The sequence below is a fragment of the Saccharopolyspora soli genome, assembly GCF_022678645.1.
Taxonomy (GTDB): Bacteria; Actinomycetota; Actinomycetes; order Mycobacteriales; family Pseudonocardiaceae; genus Saccharopolyspora; species Saccharopolyspora soli.
The window spans coordinates 47,058-69,075 of record NZ_JALBWV010000051.1 but is presented as its reverse complement, the minus strand read 5'-3'; the positions used below and the strand labels follow the sequence as shown (position 1 = coordinate 69,075).

Annotated in this window: 19 protein-coding genes; 15 read left to right on the top strand and 4 right to left on the bottom strand. The window is 69.3% G+C overall.

The features are described 5' to 3' along the window. Positions 1-474: 474 nt before the first annotated feature. Positions 475-1,302: an HAD-IB family hydrolase gene (locus MOQ72_RS31505; protein WP_242189392.1), complete on the bottom strand. Its 828-nt coding sequence runs from the start codon at positions 1,300-1,302 to the stop codon at positions 475-477. Between the two features lie 774 nt (positions 1,303-2,076). Between MOQ72_RS31505 and ssd the strand changes: the two genes are divergently transcribed. From ssd to MOQ72_RS31465, 8 genes are all read left to right on the top strand, one after another. Then, positions 2,077-3,183 carry a septum site-determining protein Ssd gene (gene ssd / locus MOQ72_RS31500; RefSeq protein ID WP_242189391.1) on the top strand — a complete coding sequence of 369 codons (1,107 nt, stop codon included), beginning with the start codon at positions 2,077-2,079 and terminating at the stop codon, positions 3,181-3,183. 319 nt (positions 3,184-3,502) lie between these two features. Further along, positions 3,503-4,672 (top strand): TadA family conjugal transfer-associated ATPase, encoded by a 1,170-nt coding sequence (locus MOQ72_RS31495; RefSeq protein WP_242189395.1) that lies wholly within the window; start codon positions 3,503-3,505, stop codon positions 4,670-4,672. Further along, complete coding sequence (locus MOQ72_RS31490) at positions 4,666-5,466, top strand: type II secretion system F family protein (protein WP_242189390.1); 801 nt, start codon at positions 4,666-4,668, stop codon at positions 5,464-5,466. The genes MOQ72_RS31495 and MOQ72_RS31490 overlap by 7 nt, the downstream gene beginning before the upstream one ends. Then, positions 5,463-6,170, top strand: a complete 708-nt coding sequence (locus tag MOQ72_RS31485) for a type II secretion system F family protein (RefSeq protein WP_242189389.1) — start codon at positions 5,463-5,465, stop codon at positions 6,168-6,170. The genes MOQ72_RS31490 and MOQ72_RS31485 overlap by 4 nt, the downstream gene beginning before the upstream one ends. A 65-nt stretch (positions 6,171-6,235) precedes the next feature. Beyond that, positions 6,236-6,445: a DUF4244 domain-containing protein gene (locus tag MOQ72_RS31480; RefSeq protein WP_242189388.1), complete on the top strand. Its 210-nt coding sequence runs from the start codon at positions 6,236-6,238 to the stop codon at positions 6,443-6,445. After that, entirely contained in the window at positions 6,445-6,837 is a 393-nt protein-coding gene (locus MOQ72_RS31475) for a TadE family type IV pilus minor pilin (protein ID WP_242189387.1), read from the top strand. The genes MOQ72_RS31480 and MOQ72_RS31475 overlap by 1 nt, the downstream gene beginning before the upstream one ends. Beyond that, entirely contained in the window at positions 6,834-7,181 is a 348-nt protein-coding gene (locus tag MOQ72_RS31470; protein WP_242189386.1) for an Rv3654c family TadE-like protein, read from the top strand. The genes MOQ72_RS31475 and MOQ72_RS31470 overlap by 4 nt, the downstream gene beginning before the upstream one ends. 316 nt (positions 7,182-7,497) lie before the next feature. After that, positions 7,498-8,166 (top strand): bifunctional DNA primase/polymerase, encoded by a 669-nt coding sequence (locus MOQ72_RS31465; protein ID WP_242189385.1) that lies wholly within the window; start codon positions 7,498-7,500, stop codon positions 8,164-8,166. A 102-nt stretch (positions 8,167-8,268) separates the two neighbouring features. On the opposite strand, the gene sftH is transcribed toward MOQ72_RS31465, so the two are convergent. Beyond that, entirely contained in the window at positions 8,269-10,647 is a 2,379-nt protein-coding gene (sftH, locus tag MOQ72_RS31460) for a DEAD/DEAH box helicase (RefSeq protein WP_242189384.1), read from the bottom strand. A gap of 511 nt (positions 10,648-11,158) precedes the next feature. On the opposite strand from sftH, the gene MOQ72_RS31455 reads away from it, so the two are divergent. The 6 genes from MOQ72_RS31455 (at position 11,159) to MOQ72_RS31430 (ending at position 19,729) form a co-directional block, all read left to right on the top strand. After that, positions 11,159-13,465 carry a sodium-translocating pyrophosphatase gene (locus MOQ72_RS31455; protein WP_242189394.1) on the top strand — a complete coding sequence of 769 codons (2,307 nt, stop codon included), beginning with the start codon at positions 11,159-11,161 and terminating at the stop codon, positions 13,463-13,465. Positions 13,466-13,643: 178 nt separating this feature from the next. Further along, a complete protein-coding gene (locus MOQ72_RS31450) occupies positions 13,644-14,240 on the top strand; it encodes a hypothetical protein (RefSeq protein ID WP_242189383.1) in 597 nt (198 codons plus the stop codon). Between the two features lie 170 nt (positions 14,241-14,410). Continuing rightward, positions 14,411-15,004 carry a hypothetical protein gene (locus MOQ72_RS31445; RefSeq protein ID WP_242189382.1) on the top strand — a complete coding sequence of 198 codons (594 nt, stop codon included), beginning with the start codon at positions 14,411-14,413 and terminating at the stop codon, positions 15,002-15,004. 212 nt (positions 15,005-15,216) lie between these two features. After that, entirely contained in the window at positions 15,217-17,982 is a 2,766-nt protein-coding gene (topA, locus tag MOQ72_RS31440) for a type I DNA topoisomerase (RefSeq protein ID WP_372495593.1), read from the top strand. 63 nt (positions 17,983-18,045) lie between these two features. Then, the gene (locus MOQ72_RS31435) at positions 18,046-18,381 is read left to right on the top strand and encodes a hypothetical protein (protein ID WP_242189381.1); all 336 of its coding nucleotides are present in this window, start codon (positions 18,046-18,048) and stop codon (positions 18,379-18,381) included. Between the two features lie 124 nt (positions 18,382-18,505). After that, entirely contained in the window at positions 18,506-19,729 is a 1,224-nt protein-coding gene (locus MOQ72_RS31430; protein WP_242189380.1) for a DNA polymerase III subunit delta', read from the top strand. A gap of 38 nt (positions 19,730-19,767) precedes the next feature. Here the strand turns inward: MOQ72_RS31430 and MOQ72_RS31425 are convergent, their stop codons facing one another. Then, positions 19,768-20,709 (bottom strand): oxidoreductase, encoded by a 942-nt coding sequence (locus tag MOQ72_RS31425; RefSeq protein WP_242189379.1) that lies wholly within the window; start codon positions 20,707-20,709, stop codon positions 19,768-19,770. Positions 20,710-20,761: 52 nt separating this feature from the next. Here MOQ72_RS31425 and MOQ72_RS31420 point away from each other — a divergent pair, with 52 nt between their 5' ends. Continuing rightward, positions 20,762-21,166, top strand: coding sequence for a MerR family transcriptional regulator (locus MOQ72_RS31420; RefSeq protein ID WP_242189378.1), 405 nt, complete (start codon positions 20,762-20,764; stop codon positions 21,164-21,166). 1 nt (position 21,167) lies between these two features. Here the strand turns inward: MOQ72_RS31420 and MOQ72_RS31415 are convergent, their stop codons facing one another. Further along, positions 21,168-21,944 (bottom strand): group II truncated hemoglobin, encoded by a 777-nt coding sequence (locus MOQ72_RS31415; RefSeq protein ID WP_242189377.1) that lies wholly within the window; start codon positions 21,942-21,944, stop codon positions 21,168-21,170. Positions 21,945-22,018 lie beyond the last annotated feature (74 nt).

Genomic DNA, 22,018 nt, shown 5'->3' with positions numbered 1-22,018 from the left:
CTGCCCGCGGATGTGCACGACCTGGACGGGCTGCGGGAGATCGGCCGACGGTTGGCCGGTGAATAACAGGTGTCGGGGCCGGGGGCGGGGGGGGGGGGGGGGGGCCCCCCGCCCCTCTGCGCGAGTACTCGGGTTACCAAGCGTGCACTTCTTGTCGTAACTTCCGGGCTAGGCGTCCGGCGTCCCGGTACGCAACCCCGTGGAACGACGAGCCTTGTGTGCGGCAACGCGTGGGTGCTCCGGGCTCGCGCGCGGAGTCCGGTCAGGGTGGACGCTACTTCTCCTCTGTAACGTCCCTGGCCAACCAGGGTCCGCACTTCCATTTGTAGTCGGTGACGAGCGTCACTGCAAGGGTTCGCCAGGGTGCTCTGGACGTGCGTGATCGGGCGTCCGCAGGCGCTGAACCACGTCTGGGATCCCGGACCGAGACTGCGCGCCGCAGGGGCCGCTACCCGAAGTTCGAAGACCGAGCTCTCAGCGGCGACGGCGCCACGCGCGCAGCCCCCACCACGCCGCACCGGCTGCGGCCACCGCACCCATCCCGACGCCCGCCGCGGTAACCGCGGCCCGGGACGGGGTGGGGATCCGGGCGCGCAGCGACACCGGATGCTCGAAGGCCAGTGACGGCCAACCGCGCTGCACGGCTTCCTTGCGCAGCCCTCGGTCGGGATTGACCACGGTGGGGTGGCCGACGCTCTCCAACAGCGGCAGGTCGGTGATGGAGTCCGAGTACGCGTGGCTTTCGACGAGGTCGTAGCCGTACTTGTCGGCGAGTTCGCGGGCAGCGGTCGCCTTGTTCTCCGCGGAGCAGTAGAAATCGACCTCGCCGGTGTAGCGGCCGTCGACGACCACCATCCGGGTACCGGACCAGTGCGTGGCGCCGAGCAGCTTCGCGATCGGGGCGACCACCTCTTCGCCGGATGCGGACAGCACGACGATGTCGTGGCCCTGCTCCTGGTGTTCGGCGATGAGCTGGGTGGCCTCCTTGTACACCAGCGGATCGACGATGTCGTGCAGGGTTTCCTCGACGATCGCGTTCACCTGCTCGACGTCCCAGCCGGTGCACAGCGAGGTGATGTGCGCCCGCATCCGGTCCATCTGATCGGCGTCGGCACCGGCCAGCATGAACACGAACTGGGCGTAGGCGCTCTTCAGCACGGCCCGCCGGTTGATCAGTCCTTCCTGGAAGAAGGGTCGGCTGAAGGCGAGTGTGCTCGACTTGGCGATGACCGTCTTGTCCAGGTCGAAGAACGCGGCCACCCGGTGTCCGGTGGGAGCCGATGGGTTCGCGGGCGCTGTCACGCGCACAGCATACGAGTTGGCCGGAGTGGCTCGCGGGCCCGCATTGCCGCGAGTTTTCGATTCGGGCTTTTCACACTGCGTGTGGTCTAGTCCGACGATTGCGACTGGCGGGATGTATTTCTTGACTCGAATGTCGGCTACTGGCCGGTTGGATGCGCACTGACAGCAAGAACGTTCCCTCAAATGGACGGGAGGTGTTGAGGGGGATCTGCGGGCTACAGTGAGGGAGTGTCCGGTGCTGCCGGACAAGTTCAGCTCGACCCCCCGGAGCTGAACTGCAGACGACCCCCGCCCCTCCCCCCTGGCGGGGGTCGTCCCTGTTTGACGGCGCGCCGCGGGTCGAATGTGAATTCTTTCCGTTTAGAGAGTGCGCGGATTGGCTTGCGCGGCGGTGCGGGTGGCGGAACCTCAGAGGCTTTCTCGTCTCCGGGATCCCCGACATCATGTATGTCCGATACACCACGTCGGGGCTGTCCTCGCGAGAAAGCCTCTGAGAACCCGCGGCGGCCAAGCTGCGGGAGTGGTTGAAAGCGGGTACCGCCGCTTGCCTGACGACCACCCCTGGCACACCAATCCGCGCCCTACTTCCTTGGACGCGGGCGTAGCACTTCCGAGTAGTGCGAGTTATCCACAGGTCGGAGGTTTGTCCACAGATTTGGAAAACCGCGTTGGCAACGGTCGATCATCCGGTCAAGGTGTTTACGAGCAGCCATTCCAAGGTTTTTCACTGGCTTTTCGCTCGTCCCATCAACCTGCTGAACCGGAGGCATCGTCATGACTGGCGCACGTCCGCTACTCGTTGCGCGGGATTCCGCGCTGGCAGAAGAGGTTTCGCGGCTGGCCGCAGCGGCTGGCGGCGAACTGGAGCACACCACGAGCCCAGCGACCTCGGCCTGGCGCATCGCGCCACTGGTACTGCTCGACGCCGACGCCGCAGCGGCCGGTGCAGCCGACTGCTTGCCGCGAAGACGTGGTGTCGTCGTGTTGTGCCGCGCGCCGACCTCGGATCTTTGGCGTGCTGCCTTCGAGATCGGCGCCGAGCACGTGCTCGAACTACCAGCCGACGAGGCAGCTCTCATCGAGTTGTTGGCCGACGCGGCGGATGTCCCGGTGCAGGACGGTCGGGTGCTCGCGGTGTTGGGCGGTTGCGGCGGCGCAGGGGCCTCGGTGCTGGCCACGGCAACGGCCGTGGCCGCCGCGCGCAACGGTGAGCGCTCGCTGCTGGTCGACTGCGATCCATTGGGCGGCGGCGTGGACCTCGCGGTCGGCGCGGAGGCGGCCGAAGGGTTGCGCTGGTCAGGATTGGCCGTCAACGCGGGCCGGCTCGCGGCGAACGCGTTGCACGAGGCGCTGCCGACGCGCCGGATCGGCTCCGGCTCGCTCGCGGTGCTGTCCTGCGACCGCGACGGGCCGTCGAGGGGGCTGACTCCGGAAGCGGTGCGAGCCGTGCTCGGCGCGGGCCGCCGAGCCGGTGACACCGTGGTGTGCGACCTGCCGCGCACTCTTCCGGAAGCAGCGGTTGCCGGACTGCGCGAGGCGGATCTGGCGGTGGTCGTCGTGCCTGCCGAGGTGCGCGCGTGCGCGGCGGCGGCTCGGGCAGTGGCGGGCATCCGGGAACAGGTGGCCGGACCGATCCGGCTGGTGGTGCGAGGCCCCGCACCGGGAGGTCTGCGCACGGCCGACGTCGCGCGAGCGGTGGGCGCGGAGGTCCTGGCGGTCATGCGAGCACAACCACGCCTGTCAGCGGTCCTGGACCGGGGCGGCTTGGCCACGGCTGGCCCGGCTCGCCGAGGTCCGGTGGCCAGGGCAGCGCGGGAAGTCCTGACCGAACTCACCCGCGCCGAACCGTCCACAGTGTCGAGTGCATTGGTCGGTTCCTGACCAGCGCGCTGGTTGCTGGGAATTCCCGAGGATTCCGCACCCGTTGACTTCCGTGCGAAATCGCGATGTCGACGGCGGGATCCGGCGGTGCGCCGGTGTTTCAGATCGAGTGCTTGTCCGCTGAATTCGAAGTGGTGTTGGCGAAGACCAATTCACGTCACCGCGGGTTCCACTGCTGGTGCGGAGTTCGCGCCAGCATTTGAAATCGCTTTTCGGTGTCTGATGTAGGAACGAAAGTGAGGGAGTCATGTCCACGAGTCGTACCTTGGAAATCGACCAGATCGACCGCGATGCGGCATCGCCGTCCAATGTGGACGTTATGGATGATGGGCTGCTCGAACGGGTGCGCAACCGCTTGGTCGGCAGCGGTGCCGCGCTGACCTCCGCCGCGGTCGCCTCCGCGGTGCGGGAGGAGTCGGGCGGACTGGTTGCCGACGCCGATGTGCTGGCCGCGCTTCGCTTGGTGCAGCAGGAATTCCGCGGCGCGGGAGTGCTGGAGCCGCTCTTGCGCGACCCATCGGTCTCCGACGTGCTGGTCACCGCGCCGAACAAGGTGTGGGTAGACCGGGGCGACGGGCTCCAGCGGGCGGCGGTGCGCTTCCCGGACGAGGACGCGGTGCGTCGGCTCGCGCAACGGCTCGCGATGGCCAGTGGCCGACGACTGGACGACGCCCAACCATGGGTCGACGCTTGGTTGCCGCAGGAGAGCGCATCCGGCCCGGTGCGGCTGCATGCCGTGCTGCCACCGGTCGCTGGCGAAGGCACCTGCATCTCGCTGCGCGTGCTCCGCCCAGCCGCGCACGACCTCGACGCGCTGCGGCACTCGGGTGCCTTCGACGGGCCGACAGCCGCGGTGTTGCGCGAGATCGTGGCAGCCCGGCTGGCGTTCCTGGTGGTCGGCGGCACCGCCAGCGGAAAGACGACGTTGCTGGCGGCGATGTTGGGCGAGGTCGCGGAGTCCGAACGCATCGTGTGCGTGGAAGAGGCCGCCGAGCTCTACCCGCGGCATCCGCACGTCGTCCGGCTGCTCACCCGGCCACCGAACGTCGAGGGGGTCGGGGAGATCCAGGTCCGCGACCTGGTCCGGCAGGCCCTGCGGATGCGGCCCGACCGGCTCATCGTCGGCGAGGTGCGCGGCGGCGAAGTCCGGGAATTGCTCGCCGCTTTGAACACCGGACACGACGGAGGTGGCGGCACCCTGCATGCCAACTCGCCGCAAGAGGTGCCTGCCCGGATGGAAGCGCTGGCCGCGCTCGGCGGACTGCCGAGGGGAGCCTTGCACAGCCAGTTGGCTGCCGCCGTCCAAGTGGTGTTGCACGTGCGCAGGAGCGCCCAGCGGGGCAGGCATCTCGCAGGTATCGGCGTGCTGTGCCGGGACGGCGACCGGGTCCAGGTGCTCCCGGCTTGGCAGTCCGGCAGCGGCTGGGGCCCCGGCCGCGATGACCTGGCAGCACTGCTGGCCGCGCGAGGAGGTGCGTTGCCGTGCTGAGCTACGCGCTGTTGACGTTGGCCGCCGCCGTGCTGTGCTGGCCGGAGATCCGAGCACGAGATCGGCTCTTCGCCACGTCGGTGCAGGTACCGGTTCGCGCGTTCCGCCGTGCCGTGCGGCTGCTGGCGATTCCGGCTGTCGGTCTCGCCGGGCTGGTCTTCGCTGGTCCTGGAGGTCTGTGCGCCGCTGTCGCGCTTTCGCTGCTCGCCGTGAAGTACTGGCGGTCCGAGCAGGATCGGCGACATCAGCTGAACCGGGCCGACGAGTTGACCGCTGGCCTGCGGCTGTTGGTGGGGCAGTTGCGGGCCGGTGCCCATCCGGCCTCCGCTGCCGAGGGTGCCGCCGCCGAGGCTGGTCCTGCGGTCGGCGCCGTTTTCCGGGACATGGCCACCACGGTTCGGCTCGGCGGCGATGTCGCGACAGTTCTCGAAGCGCACGACAAGATCGCCGAACTGCGTGAACCGTTGGGCCGGATGGCCAGGGCCTGGGCGCTGGCCGAGCGACATGGCGTTGCGCTGGCTGACTTGCTCGACGCGGTGCGCCGCGACGTCGAGCGGCGTACCGCGTTCCGGCGAGACGTCGAGGCGAAGATGGCGGGCCCGAGGTCGACCGCCGCCGTGCTCACCGGGCTACCGCTGTTCGGATTGCTGTTCGGCGAAGCCGTCGGATCAGCTCCGATAGCGGTGCTCTCCGGCGGGCTGCTCGGGCAACTGCTCCTGCTGGTCGGGGTGGGTCTGCTGTGCGCCGGGGTCGGCTGGACGTTGCGCCTGACCAGGGAGGTGGTGCCGACGTGATCGAAGCCGCCCTGGTGCTCGCGGCGGCGGTGCTCCTGCTGGTCCCAGTGAACTCGGCACGGGCCCGGCTGCGGGAGCTCGGCCCGAGTCCGCCGAGTCGCGACCCGCGAGCTCCGTCCATTGTGGCCTGGTTGCTGCCACTGGCTGCCGGTGCGGCGGCGGTGCAGGTGTTCGGACCGGTCAGCGGAGTCGCGATCGGTGTGGTCACCGCGTTCGCAGCACGGCGATGGGCCGCTGCGGTCCGGCGAAGGCGCGACCGGACTGATCCGCTCGTGCTGGCGGCCGGTTGGGACCTGCTGGCCGCCGGAATGCGGGCCGGGTTGCCGGTTCCGGTCGTCGTGCGAGCGGTGGCCGACGAACTCACCGGTGCGGCGCACCGCGCGCTGCGCGAGGTGGCCGACCACCTCGCGCTGGGCTCGGACGCCACGACCAGTTGGGAACCGGCGTTGCGCAACCCGGACACCGCGGAACTCGCGCGTGCGGCCCGTCGGACCGCTCGCACCGGCAGCGGCTTGGCGGACGTGGCGGGCGAAATCGCCAGCCATGCGCGGGCCACGGTCGCCGAACAGGCCAAAGCACGTGCCCAGCGGGCGGCGGTGTGGATCTCGGCGCCGTTGGGCCTGTGCTTCCTGCCCGCGTTCCTGTGCCTCGGGGTGCTCCCCGTGGTGGTCGGCATGGTGCATCGACTCGCGGTGCCCTGGTGACTCGAAGATCCACTGTGGACCAAGCGGCTGTGCCGCTTCGTCGAGACGAAAGAGAGGTACTGGAGATGAACGTACGAGTCATCCGATGGACAGCGCCCCGGCGGCTTCGTGCGCTGCTGCACGGCGATGGCGGGATGAGCACGGCCGAGTACGCGATGGGCACGGTGGCCGCGGTGGCGTTCGCCTCGCTGCTCTACAGCGTGGTCACCGGCAATTCGGTCAAGGACGCTCTCACCGCGCTCATCGAACGCGGCTTGCAAGGCGGCGGTATCTGATGGTCGCGCAGGTGGTTCCGGCGTCACGCGGCGCCGGAACGACCGGCGACACCGGCGCGGTGACGGTGGAAGCGGCGTTGGGCATCTGCGCGTTGGTCGCGGTGTTCGCGTTGATCTTGACCGGTATGGGCGCGCTGATCGGTCAGCTCCACTGCACGGACGCGGCGGTCGAGGCTGCCCGGCTGGTTGCGCGCGGCGATCGCCCCCGTGCGGAGGAGGCGGTCGGCCGGATCGCGCCCGGCGGCGCGTCGCTGTCCGTGCTGGTCGAAGGGGATCAGGTCAGCACCGAAGTGAGCGCGCCGTTGCCCGGTGGCCTGCTGCCCGGCCGTTGGTTGCACGCGCGTGCGGTGGCCGTGCTGGAGCCAGGATCCGAGGGAGAGGTGACGCGATGACCGGCGATCGGGGCGCGGCTACCGTGCTTTCCGCGGTGCTCTCGATGGCTCTGCTCGTTCTGCTGTGGTTCGCCATGCAGTTGGGTGCGGCCACGATCGCCCGCCACCGCGCCGAAGGGGCAGCGGATCTGGCCGCGTTGGCCGCCGCCGCGCACGCACCGCAGGGCCAGCAATTGGCCTGCGAGCGGGCGAACCGGGTCGCAAGCGGGATGCGCGTCGCGGTCACGGAGTGCCGGTTGGATGGTTGGGACGCGCGTGTAGCGGTCCAAGCTGATCTTCCGGATTTCGTCCTCGGCGGGCAGAAGGCCAGCGCACGGGCGCGCGCCGGGCCGACCGGCGGCTGATCGGCCGGGACGCGACGAACGGTCGACGAGCGGTTGAACGGCTCGGTGATGACCGCGCGAACGGCTGTCCGGGCGGATTTCCGCAGCGTGATCTTTCGGTGGTCGTGGTCCAGCCGGGAGCGTTCGTCGCGGCTGAGCTACCGGTCGTCGAATGGGGGTGTACTCGGGCGTGTCGGATGACGTTGATTAGTGATGTGAGCGCAAGACTTGGGTTCACGACAACGAGGTCGAGAACAAGGCGGCTGCCGAAGGCGAAAACCGGAGGTCCCCCCGAGCCGCGGTCCGGCGCTCACTGTGGAACAAGGAGGCGGAGCAAATGCAATGGTCGGCGGATAGGTCGCGAAGCGCCTTCCCCGGCATCCCGGCCCACCCGGCCGGGCTGACCAGCAGCCGGATCGAACTACGCGTGCAGGCAATCGAATTCGCTTCGCGTGGTTGGCCGGTGCTGCCCGGAACCTACCCCGAAGGAGATCACTGGATCGGCCGTCGCGGACGGCAGGAAAACGGTCCGATGCCAGTGCGACGCGACTGGCAGAACCGGCTAGGCACCAACCCGGACGAAGTAACGTCCTGGTGGGAAGAGCGGCCGTACAGCCTGCTGATCGCTACCGGAACCGCGGTCGACGCCATCGAGGTCGACGCCGACCTCGGCCGCCGGGCCGCATCGGTGCTGCGGGCGCTCGGATTCCCGGTGCCGATCGTGGCGACCCCGAAGGGGCGCTGGTACTTCCTGACCACCAGCGGCGGAGAGCTCTGCTCCGAACTGGCCGATGGAACCGGAATCCGGTTGCACGGCAACGGAAGCTGGGTTCCCATGCCACCGACGGCCTATCCGCGCGGTGCGGTGCACTGGCGGGTCAAGCCGGAGGTGTGCGCCTGGAACCTGCCCACCTCGGACTTCGTGCAGGACGCGCTTTGCACGGGTCGCAACATCGTTGACAACAGCCCAGAAAACGTGGCGGAACTCCTCGCAGCTGGCAGCTGACCAACTGCTGACCGTGTTGGCGCCAACCGGATCGGCATCCGCGCCCCGGGCTCCCCGACACGACCGGACCACCTCTGCCGAGCACGCACCAGCCCTTCGTGCTCAGATCCCTTGTGGACGGTCGTGCAGCCCAGCCGATCCGCTGGTTGCTCCCCCGAGCACGGTCAACACTGCGTCGAGAACAGCCACCGCCCCCGCCTTGTCCAGCGGTTCGTTGCCGTTCCCGCACTTCGGCGACTGCACGCAGGACGGGCACCCAGCCGGGCAATCGCAGGAAGCGATCGCTTCCCGCGTCGCGGCCAACCATGGGACCAATGCGGCAAAACCGCGATCGGCGAATCCGGCCCCTCCCGGATGACCGTCGTGCACGAACACCGTCGCCTCCCCGGTGTCGGCGTGCAGCGCGGTGGAAACCCCGCCGATGTCCCATCGATCGCAGGTCGCGAACAGCGGTAGCAAGCCGATCGCGGCGTGCTCGGCGGCATGCAGCGCACCGGGGATGCGCGCCGGATCCAGCCCGGCGCCCCCCGGTGCGCTGCTCATCAACAGCTCGTCGCCGACGGTGTACCAGACCGCGCGGGTCAGCAGGGTTTGCGCCGGGAGGTCCAGCGCAACCTGGTCCAGCACCTCTCCGGACGGCCGTTTTCGCAGGTATCCGACGACCTGCGAGGTGACTTCCACTTCGCCGAGGCAGACGGTGACGCCGCGACCGATGTCGTGGCGCTCGATGGTTCGCAGCACCGAGATGTCCACCACGTTGCGCGGCGACGTCGTCCAATCCGGACTCTCCGGGTGCACCAGCGCGATTCCGGTGTCCAAGTCGAGTTCGTCCACCACGAATGATTCGCCGCGATGCAGGTACACCGCACCTGGATGCACCGTCGAGCAGGCGGAATCTGGATCCACGGTGCCGAGCATGCGCCCGGACTCGCCCTCCACGACGGCGATCGGATGCCCCCCGGTGCCGCGCAACTCGACGTTGCGGTGCGGGCGTTCGCGGGAGGTCCAGAACCAGCCGTGCGGGCGCCTGCGCAGCACCCCGTCCGCGGTGAGCGCCTGCACTGCCCGCCTCGCGGGCTCGCCGCCGAAGGTGTCGAAGGAGTCCTCGTCGAGCGGCAGTTCGGCGGCGGCGCAGGCCAGGTGCGGTTCGAGCACGTACGGGTTGGTCGGGTCGAGCACGGTCGCCTCGACCGGCCGGTCCAGCACGGCAGCCGGATTGTGCACCAGGTAGGTGTCCAGCGGATCGTCCCGCGCGACGAAGACCACCAGGGCCCCTTCACCGTCCCGGCCAGCGCGTCCGGCCTGTTGCCAGAACGACGCGAGGGTGCCCGGATAACCGGCGACCACCACGGCGTCGAGGCCGGAGATGTCGATACCGAGTTCCAGCGCGTTGGTGGTGGCCACCGCGCGGAGTTCCCCCACGAGCAGGGCGCGTTCCAGCTCCCGGCGATCCTCCGGCAGGTACCCACCGCGATAGGCGGCCACCTTGGCGGCCAGCGATTCGTCCACATCGGACAGCGCGCGCTTGGCGGACAGCGCGGCCAGCTCCACCCCGCGCCGGGACCGGATGAACGCCAGCGTCCGGGCGTCCTCGATGACCAGCTCGGTCATGACGCGCGCGGCTTCGGCACCGGCTGCCCGCCGCACCGGGGCGCCGTTCTCGCCGATGATCTCGTCCAGCAGCGGTGGTTCCCAGAACGCGATCGTCCGCGCGCCGCGCGGTGACCCGTCGTCGGTGATGGCACGGCACGGGACACCGGTCAGGCGCGCGGCCAGCGATGCCGGATCGGACACGGTGGCCGAGGCGAGCACGAAGACCGGATCCGAGCCGTAGTGCTGTGCGATCCGGCGCAGGCGGCGCAGCAACAGCGCTACGTGCGAGCCGAACACGCCGCGATAGGTGTGGCATTCGTCGACCACGATGTAGCTGAGCCGCCGGAACAACCGCGCCCACCTGCCGTGTCCGGGAAGCACGCCGTAATGCAGCATGTCCGGGTTCGTGAAGATCCACCGGGCGTGCGCGCGCACCCAGTCCCGCTCGACCTGCGGGGTGTCGCCGTCGTAGCTCGCCGCGCGGACCTCCGGCAGGCCGAGCTCGTCGACGGTGCGGAGCTGATCGGCGCCGAGCGCCTTGGTGGGGGCGAGGTAGAGCGCGGTCGCGCGGGGATCGTCGAGCAGTCGGGACAACACCGGCAACTGGTAGACCAGCGACTTGCCGGAGGCGGTGCCGGTGGCGACCACCACGTGCTCACCCGCCCAGACCGCTTCGGCGCCATCGGCTTGGTGCACCCACGGCTCACCGGCACCGCGCTCGCGCAGGGCCGCTGCCAATCGCGGTGGCACCCACTTCGGCCAATCGGTGGTCCGGGCCGGGCGCGGCCGCTGGTGCTCGACGTGCCGCACCGGTGTCTCGTCGGACGGGATGCCCGCCACGGCGCGGTCGAGCAACCGCTGTCCCTTGTCCTGGTCCGTTGCCCGCACACAGCGAGCCTTGCACAAGGCGCGCCGCGCCCGGCGCACGACTTCCCGATTACCGCAACCGCATCGGTATCGCCTGATCGGATGGTCTCCGCGCGATTCTGGGCGGTGCTTCTGAGTGCAGTGGAAACCGGGAGGATTCGCAGGGACGATTTCCCTACCCCATGTCACCCATTTGGGCCAAATTGAGTTATGGCCATTCGGATGATCAAGGATCTTTCTGAATCGATTATTCGATAACAGATCCGCACGTCAGCACGAGTTGCGTATCACACCGTGAAGTAAGCCACTTGGGGCCTGAATAGACTTCCGACCCACGACGTCGCCACGGACGGCCAGCGCAAGCTCACCGGCCGTACCGGGCGGGGCCGCCTACCGCGCATCGGAGCCCGGTCGAGCGTTGCGGGGCTCCGGCATTTGAACCGAGCACAACCCAGGAGGACGGATGTCCCTGCTCACCCCGGTCCAGCACGGCTGGGCCCAGGGCGCTGCACCACCGAGCTCGCAAACCCGGATGGACCTCGCCCAGCAAGCCACCGGTATCGAGCTCGGCGGTGCTGACTACGCCGTGGTCGGCGTCGTCATGGTGATCGCCCTGGCCGCATTGGCCCTCGGCTACGTCCTGATCAAGGAGGTGCTGTCCGCTGGCCAAGGCACGGCCAAGATGCAGGACATCGCCAAGGGCGTGCAGGAAGGCGCATCGGCCTACCTGAACCGGCAGTTCCGCACCCTGGCGATCTTCGCGGTGGTCGTATTCCTGCTGCTGTTCGCGCTGCCTGCGGAAACCACCGGCGAACAGATCGGCCGATCGATCTTCTTCCTGTTCGGCGCCGCTTTCTCGGCCACCATCGGCTACCTCGGGATGTGGCTGTCCACCCGCGCGAACGTCCGCGTCGCGGCGGCCGCCCGCGAAGCGGGTGAGGGCCGCGAGAAGGCGATGCGCGTCGCGTTCCGCACCGGCGGCGTGGTCGGCATGACCACCGTCGGTCTCGGCCTGTTCGGCGCCGCGCTGGTGGTCCTGGTCTACGCCGGGGGCGCACCGCGCGTGCTCGAAGGCTTCGGCTTCGGCGCCGCGCTGCTGGCGATGTTCATGCGAGTCGGCGGCGGCATCTTCACCAAAGCCGCCGACGTGGGAGCCGACCTGGTCGGCAAGGTCGAGCAGAACATCCCGGAGGACGACCCGCGCAACGCCGCCACGATCGCCGACAACGTCGGTGACAACGTCGGCGACTGCGCCGGGATGGCGGCCGACCTGTTCGAGTCCTACGCGGTGACCCTGGTCGCCTCGCTGATCCTCGGCACCGCCGCGTTCGGCCTGCACGGCCTGCTGTTCCCGCTGATCGTGCCCGCGATCGGCGTGGTGACCGCGGTGATCGGCGTCTACATCACCAAGGCCCGCACCGGGGAGAACGCGCTGACCGCGATCAACCGGTCGTTCTACATCTCGGCTGGCATCTCCGCGGTGCTCTGCGCGATCGCCGCGATGCTGTACCTGCCCAGCACCTTCAGCGAGCTGACCGGGGTTTCGGAGAACATCCGCGCCACCGGCGGCAGCCCGGCGCTGATCGCGCTGGTCGCGGTCGTCATCGGCATCCTGCTGGCGGTGGTCATCCTCAAGCTCACCGGCTACTTCACCGCCACCGAGCACCGCCCGGTGCGCGACGTCGGCAAGTCGTCGCTGACCGGCGCGGCCACCGTGATCCTCTCCGGTCTGTCGGTGGGCTTCGAGTCCGCCGTCTACACCGCGCTGGTCATCGGTGCGGCGGTGTTCGGCGCGTTCCTGCTGTCCGGCTCGTTGCCGGTGGCGCTGTTCGCCATCGCGCTGGCTGGCTGCGGTCTGCTGACCACCGTCGGCGTGATCGTCGCGATGGACACCTTCGGCCCGGTCAGCGACAACGCCCAGGGCATCGCCGAGATGTCCGGTGACGTCGAGGGCGAAGGCGCGAAGATCCTCACCGAGCTGGACGCCGTCGGCAACACCACCAAGGCGATCACCAAGGGCATCGCGATCGCCACGGCGGTGCTCGCCGCGACCGCGCTGTTCGGGTCCTACACGGACGCGATCGGCAAGGCGCTCGCCGATGTGGGCGGCCAGCTCAGCACCATCGAGTTCTTCGTCTACGCGCCGAACGTGCTGGTGGGCGTGATCATCGGGATCGCGGTGGTCTTCCTGTTCTCGGGGCTGGCCATCAACGCGGTGTCCCGCGCGGCCGGTGCCGTCGTCTACGAGGTGCGGCGGCAGTTCCGCGACAAGCCGGGGATCATGGACGGCTCGGAGCGTCCCGAGTACGGCCGGGTCGTCGACATCTGCACCCGCGACTCGCTGCGCGAGCTGGCCACGCCGGGTCTGCTCGCCGTGCTGGCGCCCATCGCGGTCGGTTTCGGCCTGGGTGTCGGTCCGCTGGCCGGTTATCTCGCCGGTGCGATCGCCTCCGGCACCCTGATGGCCATCTTCCTGGCCAACTCCGGTGGTGCCTGGGACAACGCGAAGAAGCTGGTGGAGGACGGCTACCACGGCGGCAAGGGCTCCGAGGCGCACGCTGCCACGGTCATCGGCGACACCGTCGGCGACCCGTTCAAGGACACCGCCGGTCCGGCGATCAACCCGCTGCTGAAGGTGATGAACCTGGTGTCGTTGCTGATCGCACCGGCAGTGGTCACCTTCACCGTCGGCGACGCCGCGTCTCCGGCGGTGCGCATCGGCATCGCGGTCGTCGCGTCCGCGGTGATCATCGGAGCGGTTGTGATCTCCAAGCGGCGTTCCACGGCGATCGCGGAGTCATCCACTTCTGACGACAAGGCGGTCAACGGCGCGACCTGACGTCGCACCAGGGACTGCCACAGCGGTAAGCAGGGCGCCTCCCCAGCTCGGGGTGGCGCCCTGCTGCTGCGCTGGGGTTTCGGCGGCTGATCGACCCCGGCTTCCGGTGACCGGCGGACGGTGCGAGAGAGTCTGGGCGGCACGGCGAAAGCAACTCCGATCTCCGCGAGGAGTGCGCATGAAGATCCGTTCGACGTCCATCGCGGCACTCGCCGCCATCCCCCTGGCGCTCACCGGATGCGCTGCTGCGCCACCGCAGGCGGCGCCGAACCCGCAGGCTGCCGCCCCGAGCCCCGAAGGGGTCGCCTGGGTGGGCCGGTTATGCGGGCTGGTCAGCGGCTTCTCCGCCGCCCAGCAGCAGCTCCCGGGTGTGGATCGGACGAACACGAGCACGCTCAAGAAAACGGTGGTCGACCGAATCGACTCGGCGGCGCGCACTGCCGACGACACGGTCCGCGGGCTGCAGGGCCTGGGCACGCCGCCGATCAAGGGCGCCGACCAGGTCAACAGCGGCTTCCAACAGGGCTTCACCGAGGTCCGCGACATCCTGCGAACCGCGGGTGACCAGGCTAAACAGGTCGATCCGACGGACCAGCAGCGCTTCCAGGCGGGCATGGCGGGGGTGCAGCAGCAGCTGCAGAAGGGCAGCCAGCTCAACCTCAAGGACAAGTTCGTCCAGTTGGAGCAGAACAAGGAGCTCAACACCGCCGCCCACCAAGCACCGGAGTGCAAACCCTTCTTCGCCCCACCCCAGCAGCCACAGTCGCCACGCTGACCCCGAAGCTAAATTTCGCGATGCGGAATCAAGTTTTCTTTTTCCAGTTTTGCCTAAAACTGGCAATCGCTGGATGCCGGGTCGGCAGTTTCAGGCAAAACTGTCGGCCTGCTTCATCTGCTCGCGCAATTGGGTGGATGTGCTGGCCAAGGTCGAACTGCTGTTCTAGCATGCGGGCCGTGGACCAGCTGTCCTTCTACTCGGCCGAGGCGCGGCAGCCCGACGTCGCCGATCTCGCGGGGATGCTGTGCGGACCGGGGCAGGCGGTCGGCTTCGGCCGCGGCACGGCGGCTCGGCTGTCCGTGGTCGTCGATGCCGAATGGCGGGCCCGCTCGCTGGTCAAAGCGTGCGCCGAACGCGGTGTGGAAGCTGAACTCGGCCGCTCCGACGAAGGCCGCCCGCTGGTCCGCACTGCCTTCCGCAGGGACCTCACCGGCCTCGCCGCGCAGTGGCTGCGCGGCGCCGTGAAATCGGTTCCCCAGGACTTCGTCCCGGACGGCGCCGCCCTGCGGATCTGGGCGCTGGCCGCTGGCTGCGCCGAGCCCACCGGCTACCGCCTCGGGCTCGACCCGCACGCTCCCGACACGCACGAGCCGCTGACCGCGGCGCTGCTCGGCTGTGGCCTCCCGGCCAGGCCGGTCGGCCCGCGGGCCGGTGGCCCGGCGCTGCGCGTCACCGGTCGTCGTCGGCTCGCACGACTCGCCGAACTCGTCGGCCCGATTCCCGATGGTGCGATCGAGCGAACGTGGCCGTTGGTGTCCTGACCGGTTTGACGCACATCACGCCAGGTCACGCGTTGGAACACGACCGTAACCCGATACGTTCGTACAAGAAGAAGTTGCCGAGCACCGGCGTGTTATATGCAACCCTGTGCGTTCCCGGTACGGCACAACCGACCGGGTAGGGGGCACACTGAGGAACTTGTCGAGCAACACCGGGTGCGACGGATGCTTCCGGGAGAAGAGAGCAGGTAAGCGTGGCTGGGTCGACACGGACGAAGAAGGCCGGCGGTACCGGCCGGGCTTCGGGGTCCCCCAACGGGGATGGCTCCGCGGGTCGGCGCTTGGTGATCGTCGAGTCGCCTGCGAAGGCCAAGAAGATCGCTTCCTACCTGGGATCGAACTTCATCGTCGAGTCTTCTCGCGGGCACATCCGGGACCTGCCGAAGAACGCCAAGGACGTCCCGGAGAAGTACAAGGGGCAGGCGTGGGCCCGGTTGGGTGTCGACGTCGACAACGACTTTGAGCCGCTGTACCTGGTGACCTCGGACAAGAAGTCGACCGTCACCGAGTTGAGGGACGCTCTGAAGCAGGTCGACGAGCTCTACCTCGCCACGGACGGTGACCGCGAGGGCGAGGCGATCGCCTGGCACCTGATGGAGACGCTGAAGCCGAAGGTGCCGGTGCGCCGGATGGTGTTCCACGAGATCACCGAGTCGGCGATCCGCGCGGCCGCGGCCAACCCGCGCGACCTGGACCACGACCTGGTGGATGCCCAGGAGACCCGCCGCATCCTGGACCGGCTCTACGGCTACGAGGTCAGCCCGGTGCTGTGGAAGAAGGTCATGCCGAAGCTGTCGGCGGGCCGCGTGCAGTCGGTGGCGACCCGGATCGTGGTCGAGCGGGAACGCGAGCGGATCAGGTTCGTTCCGGCCGAGTACTGGGACATCGCCGCCACGATGGACGCCGGCGCGGATGCCTCGCCGCGCCGCTTCGGGGCGCGCTTGGTCACGGTGGACGGCGCGAAGCTGGCCACCGGTCGCGACTTCGGACCGGACGGCCAGCTGAAGAACGCCGACACGCGGGTGCTCACCGAGTCCGAGGCTCGTGCTCTCGCCGCCGCGCTCACCGACGTGCGGCTGCACGTCTCCAGCGTCGAGGAGAAGCCGTACACGCGGAAGCCGTACGCGCCGTTCATGACCTCCACGTTGCAGCAGGAAGCCAGCCGCAAGCTGCGGTTCTCGGCCGACCGGACGATGCGCACAGCGCAGCGGTTGTACGAGAACGGCTACATCACCTACATGCGTACCGACTCGACGACGCTGTCCGAGACGGCGATCAACGCGGCGCGCAACCAGGCCCGCGACCTGTACGGCGAGCAGTACTTGTCGCCGCAGCCGCGCCAGTACAACCGCAAGGTCAAGAACGCCCAGGAAGCGCACGAGGCGATCCGCCCGGCGGGCGAGAGCTTCCGCACTCCGGGCGCTGTCGCGGCCGAGCTGAGCAGCGACGTCGACGGTTTCAAGCTCTACGAGCTGATCTGGCAGCGCACCATCGCCTCGCAGATGGCCGACGCCAAGGGCACCACGCTCTCGGTGCGCATCACCGGCACCGCGACCAGCGGCGAGGAGTGCACGTTCGCCGCCTCCGGCCGCACGATCACCTTCGCCGGTTTCCTCAAGGCGTACGTCGAGGCAGTCGACTCGGAGGCCGGTGGGGTCGCCGACGACGCCGAGTCGCGGCTGCCGCAGCTGGTCAAGGACCAGCCGATCACCGCACCGGAGCTGTCGCCGGACGGGCACACCACCAACCCGCCGCCGCGCTTCACCGAGGCCAGCCTGGTCAAGACGCTGGAAGAGCTGGGCATCGGCCGCCCGTCGACCTACGCGTCGATCATCAGCACCGTGCAGGAGCGCGGCTACGTGTGGAAGAAGGGCTCCGCCCTGGTTCCGTCGTGGATCGCCTTCGCCGTGGTCGGCCTGCTGGAGAAGCACTTCGGCCGACTGGTGGACTACGACTTCACCGCCGCGCTGGAGGACGAGCTGGACCGCATCGCCGAGGGGCGCCAGCAGCGCACCCGGTGGCTGTCCGGGTTCTACTTCGGCGGCGACATCGGCCCGGAGGACTCGATCGGCCGCGCCGGTGGGCTGAAGAAGCTGGTCGGCTCCGGTGTCGAGGAGATCGACCCGCGGGAGATCAACTCGATCCCGATGTTCACCGACGACGCGGACCGCACCGTCTACGTGCGGGTCGGCCGCTACGGCCCGTACCTGGAGCGGACGCTGGAGGACAGCTCGTCGCAGCGCGCGAACCTGCCGGACGACCTGCCGCCGGACGAGCTCACCGTGGAGATCGCGGAGAAGCTGTTCGCCACTCCGATGGAGGGCCGCAGCCTGGGCACCGACCCGGAATCCGGCAACGAGATCGTGGCCAAGGAAGGCCGGTTCGGCCCGTACGTCACGGAGGTCCTGCCCGAGGGCAGCAAGGGCAAGCCGCGCACCGGCAGCCTGTTCAAGGACATGTCGCTGGACACCGTGACGCTCGACGACGCGCTCAAGCTGCTGTCGCTGCCGCGCGTGGTGGGCACCGACCCGGAGTCCGGCAACGAGATCACCGCGCAGAACGGCCGCTACGGCCCGTACCTGAAGAAGGGCACCGACTCGCGGTCGCTGGAGACCGAGGACCAGATCTTCTCGATCACCTTGGACGAGGCGCTGAAGATCTACGCGCAGCCCAAGCAGCGGGGCCGCCGGGCCGCCGCGGCGCCGCTGCGCGAACTCGGCGAGGCGCCGGACACCGGTAAGCCGCTGGTGATCAAGGATGGCCGGTTCGGGCCGTACGTCACGGATGGCGAGACCAACGCGTCGCTGCGCAAGGGCGACGACGTGGCGTCGCTGACCATGGATCGGGCGGTGGAGCTGCTCGCCGAGCGGAGGGCCAAGGCCCCGGCGAAGAAGAAGCCGACCGCCAAGAAGACCACGACGACGAAGAAGAAGGCCAGTTCGTCTTCGAAGTCTTCTTGATCCTGGTGTTCCGCCGACCCGAGGTGGAGACTTTCCGGATAACCGGAGCCTCGGGAGGCGGACATGCGAGATGCCTTGCACGGCTTGGACGGCACGCAGCCGTTGTCGCCCTTGCCCGTTCGACGGGACGCCCTGTCCGGTTCGTTCTCGGTCCCGCAGCAGCGGACCGTGCCGCCTCGCTTGCCGCCGCGGCGCAGAGCTGAGGACGTTCGCAGGCCGGTGCAGCGCCGTCGGGTCTCGGCAGCGGAGCGGAGCCTCCAGACGCCGCGCCTGGAACCGCCGCACGAGAGGCCGCGGCGGACGGCCGGGTCGATCATCGGGCTACTGATCGTGTTGGTCATCGGCGCGGCCGTGGCGTTCGCGATCCTGCGCCGGGTGCTGGAGCTGTACTTCGGTTGATCGCAGGCCGGTCGGTGTCGCCCCGTACAGTCTTGGTGTCCGCGAAGACCGGAGGCGGCGTGAGTGGCGATGCCTTCTCCGCCGACCGGGTGCGGGTGTCCCGCAAGACGCTGGAGGCGACGTGATGCAGACCGACGCTCCGGAGCAGCCGAGGACCGGGGTGTGGGCGGAGGTCGTCGGGCAACCCGACGCGGTGCGGACGCTGTTCGCGGCAGTGCGGGCCGCTCGTCTCCAGGTGACGGGTGAGCCCGTCCCGCCGGGTGCGATGACGCACGCGTGGCTGTTCACCGGGCCGCCGGGATCGGGCCGGTCGATCGCGGCGCGGGCTTTCGCTGCGGCTCTGGAGTGCACGGACACCGATTCGCCGGGCTGCGGGCAGTGCGCGGCGTGCCGGACGGTGCTGCACGGTACCCACGCCGATGTGCGGTTGGTGGTGCCGGAGGGCCTGTCGATCTCGGTCGCGGAAATGCGCGCGCTCGTGCAGGCCGCCGCGCGGCGGCCGACCACCGGCCAGTGGCGCGTGGTGCTGATCGAGGATTCCGACCGGCTCACCGAAGGCGCGGCGAACGCGCTGCTCAAGGCGGTGGAGGAGCCGCCGCCGCGCACCGTGTTCCTGCTGTGCGCGCCATCGGACCACCCGGAGGACGTGTCCGTCACGATCCGCTCCCGGTGCCGCGTGGTGCAGCTGCGCACTCCGCTGTCCGGCGCGATCGCCGAGGTGTTGCAGGAGCGCGACGGCGTTGGCGCCGAGCTCGCCCAGTGGGCGGCGTCGGTGTGCGGCGGTCACATCGGCCGGGCGCGGCGGCTGGCGACCGACGAGGAGGCGCGGGAGCGGCGTGAGTCGGTGTTGCGCATTCCGCTGGGGCTGCGCCGGTTTTCGGACGTGTTCACGGCGGCGACCGGACTGGTGAAGCTGGCGGAGACCGAAGCGGTCACGGCGAACGAGGACCGCAACGAGGCTGAGAAGGAAGAGCTGAAGACCGCGATGGGTGCGGGCGGCACCGGCAAGGGCACGGCAGCGGCCACCCGAGGCGCGAACGCGGCACTGAAAGAGCTGGAGAAGCGCCAGAAGTCGCGCGCCACCCGTTCGCAACGGGATGCGCTCGACCTGGCGCTGGTCGATCTCGCGGGCTTCTACCGGGACGTGCTGGTGACCCGCGCGGGCTCGGAGGCGCCGCTGAACCACCCGGACTTCGGGAGCGCGGTGTCCAAGGCGGCAACCGAATGGACGTCGGAATCGGCGCTGCGCCGCCTGGACGCGGTGCTGGAATGCCGCTTGGCCCTGACCCAGAACGTCAAACCGATCATCGCGGTGGAAGCCATGCTCGCCACTCTCTACACCGGCTGACTCCACAGTGGACAACCGGTCCGGACCGCAGGAAGGGATCAGGCGAACGCGTTCACGCCGGTGAGGCTGGCCGAGAGGTCCCAGAGGCGGGCTGCGGCGGCGGGGTCGGTGGCCCAGGGTTTGACGCCGCCGATCAGCATGTCGTCGGTCGCGGCGGGTTCGGCGATGTCGCAGTCCTGGCAGTAGGCCCCGCCGTGTTCGTCCAGCACTGGCGCGGTCGCTGCCCACACCGCGGTCGCCGCGCCCTGCGCCGGGGTTTTGAACCCGACGGCGGGCTTGCCGTCCGGTGTCACCCAGCCCAGGCCGTCCCATTCCTCGCGTGGCACGTGCCGTTGCAGCGGTGTGAGGATGCTCCCCGGATGCACGGCGAAAGCGCGCAAGCCGAGCGCGTCGAGGTGCCGGGCGAACAGGGCGTTCGCGGTCTTCGACTGGGCGTAGGCCAGCCACCGGTCGTAGCCGCTGCGGAACTGCACGTCGTCCCAGCGGATTCCGGAGAGGAAGTGCCCCGACGACGCCACCGAAACCACTCGTGCCCTCGCTGACAACGTCGGAAGCAGGCGGTTGACGAGCGCGAAGTGCCCCAGGTGGTTGGTCGCGAAGTGCGCTTCCCAACCGGGACCGACCCGCGTTTTCGGGCAGGCCATGATCCCGGCACCGTTGATGACGATGTCGAGCGCGCCGGGGGTCTCCCTGAACCGGTCGGCGAATTCCCGGACGCTCCGCTGATCGCCCAGGTCGAGTTCGTGCACTTCCGCCCGGCCGATGTCGCGCAGCGCGGCTGATGCGGTGCTCGGTCGGCGGGCGGGCACGACGACGTGCGCTCCGGCGCGGGACAGGGACCGGGTGGTTTCCAGACCGAGACCCGAATACCCACCGGTGACCAGCGCGGTCCAGCCGGACAGGTCGATACCGGTGAGGACGTCGTCGGCGGTGCTCTCGGCGCCGAAGCCGGTGCCGATCCTGCGTTGTTCTGCCATCACGGTGACGACGCTAAGAGCTAGAGAGGACTCTAGGTCAAGGTATTGTGGTGTGGTGCGCGGACTGTCCATCGGGAAGGTCGCCGAGGCGACCGGGATGAGCGTGCACGCGCTGCGGTTCTTCGAGCGCGAAGGGCTCTTCCTGCGATCGATCCCGCGCTCCGGCGGGGGCCAGCGGGTTTACGACCACGCCGACGTGGAATGGCTGCTGCTGTGCAACCGGTTCCGCGAGTCGGGCATGCCCATCGCGAAGATCAAGGAGTTCGCCCGGTTGGTGCGCTCCGGACCGGGCAACGAGCCGGAGCGCCTGGCGCTGCTGAGGGAGCACGAACGAGCCGTGCAGGGCAAGATCGACGAGCTCCGCGCCAGCCTTGCGGTCATCCACGACAAGGTCGTCACCTACGAGGAGCACGTCCGCGACGGGACCGCTGCCGACCTCTGGGCGCCCACGTCCTCCTGACCTACGACGCGGGCTGCCAAGGCCGGACCTCGCCCCAGCCCCAGCGGGGCATCGGCTCGTCGAAGTCCGGGCGGGCGTCGGGCTGGGACAGCAGCCGGGCCATCCGGCTGCCCAACTCCAGGTAGGCCACGAACGCCGAGCGGAACTCCGGGTCGTCCGGGAGGCCGATTTCGTCGGCGGTGTCGAGCAGCAGGTCGACCCACCTGCGGCGTTGGGTCTCGGTGATCGCCTTGCCGACGTGCTTTCCGAGCATGTGCGCGTGGCCGCCGCGCTGTTCGGAGTACCGCGCAGGGCCGCCGAAGACCTCACCGAGCCAGGTGGCCACGTGCTTCGCGTGTTCCGGCGACATCTCCGCGAACACCGGCGCGAGCTCCGGGTCGAGCCGCATACGCTCGTAGAAGGTGGTGAACAGCTTCTCCAACGCTGCCGCGCCACCGGCCCACTCGTAGAGGGTCGGCACCGACGAACCGCAGCCGTCGATCCCGAGCGGCTCGTAGTGCCGCATCTCCTCGATGTTGCCGACGTACGGCTCGATCTCGGCGAAGAACGCGCCGAACGCCGCGCTGCGCCGGAAGCCCGCGGTGTGATCGTTGGCCGAGGTCCACCTGATCCGCAGGGCGTAGCAGCCGGGTTCGTCCGCGCACCTCGTCAACTCGTAGTCAACGCATTGCGGCGCGGCTGAAAGCGGCACCACGGCCCGTCGGTAGGCGTCCTCGAAAGCGGCAGCGCCGGGCTCGGGTACCCGGTAGCGGATGTACTCGACGATCACGCCCAGCATTCGAGCACGTTGGTTTTTCCTGCTCAAGTACGTACTTTTTGGTGCGTGAGCGCGCCCAGGAGCAGCAACGCCGT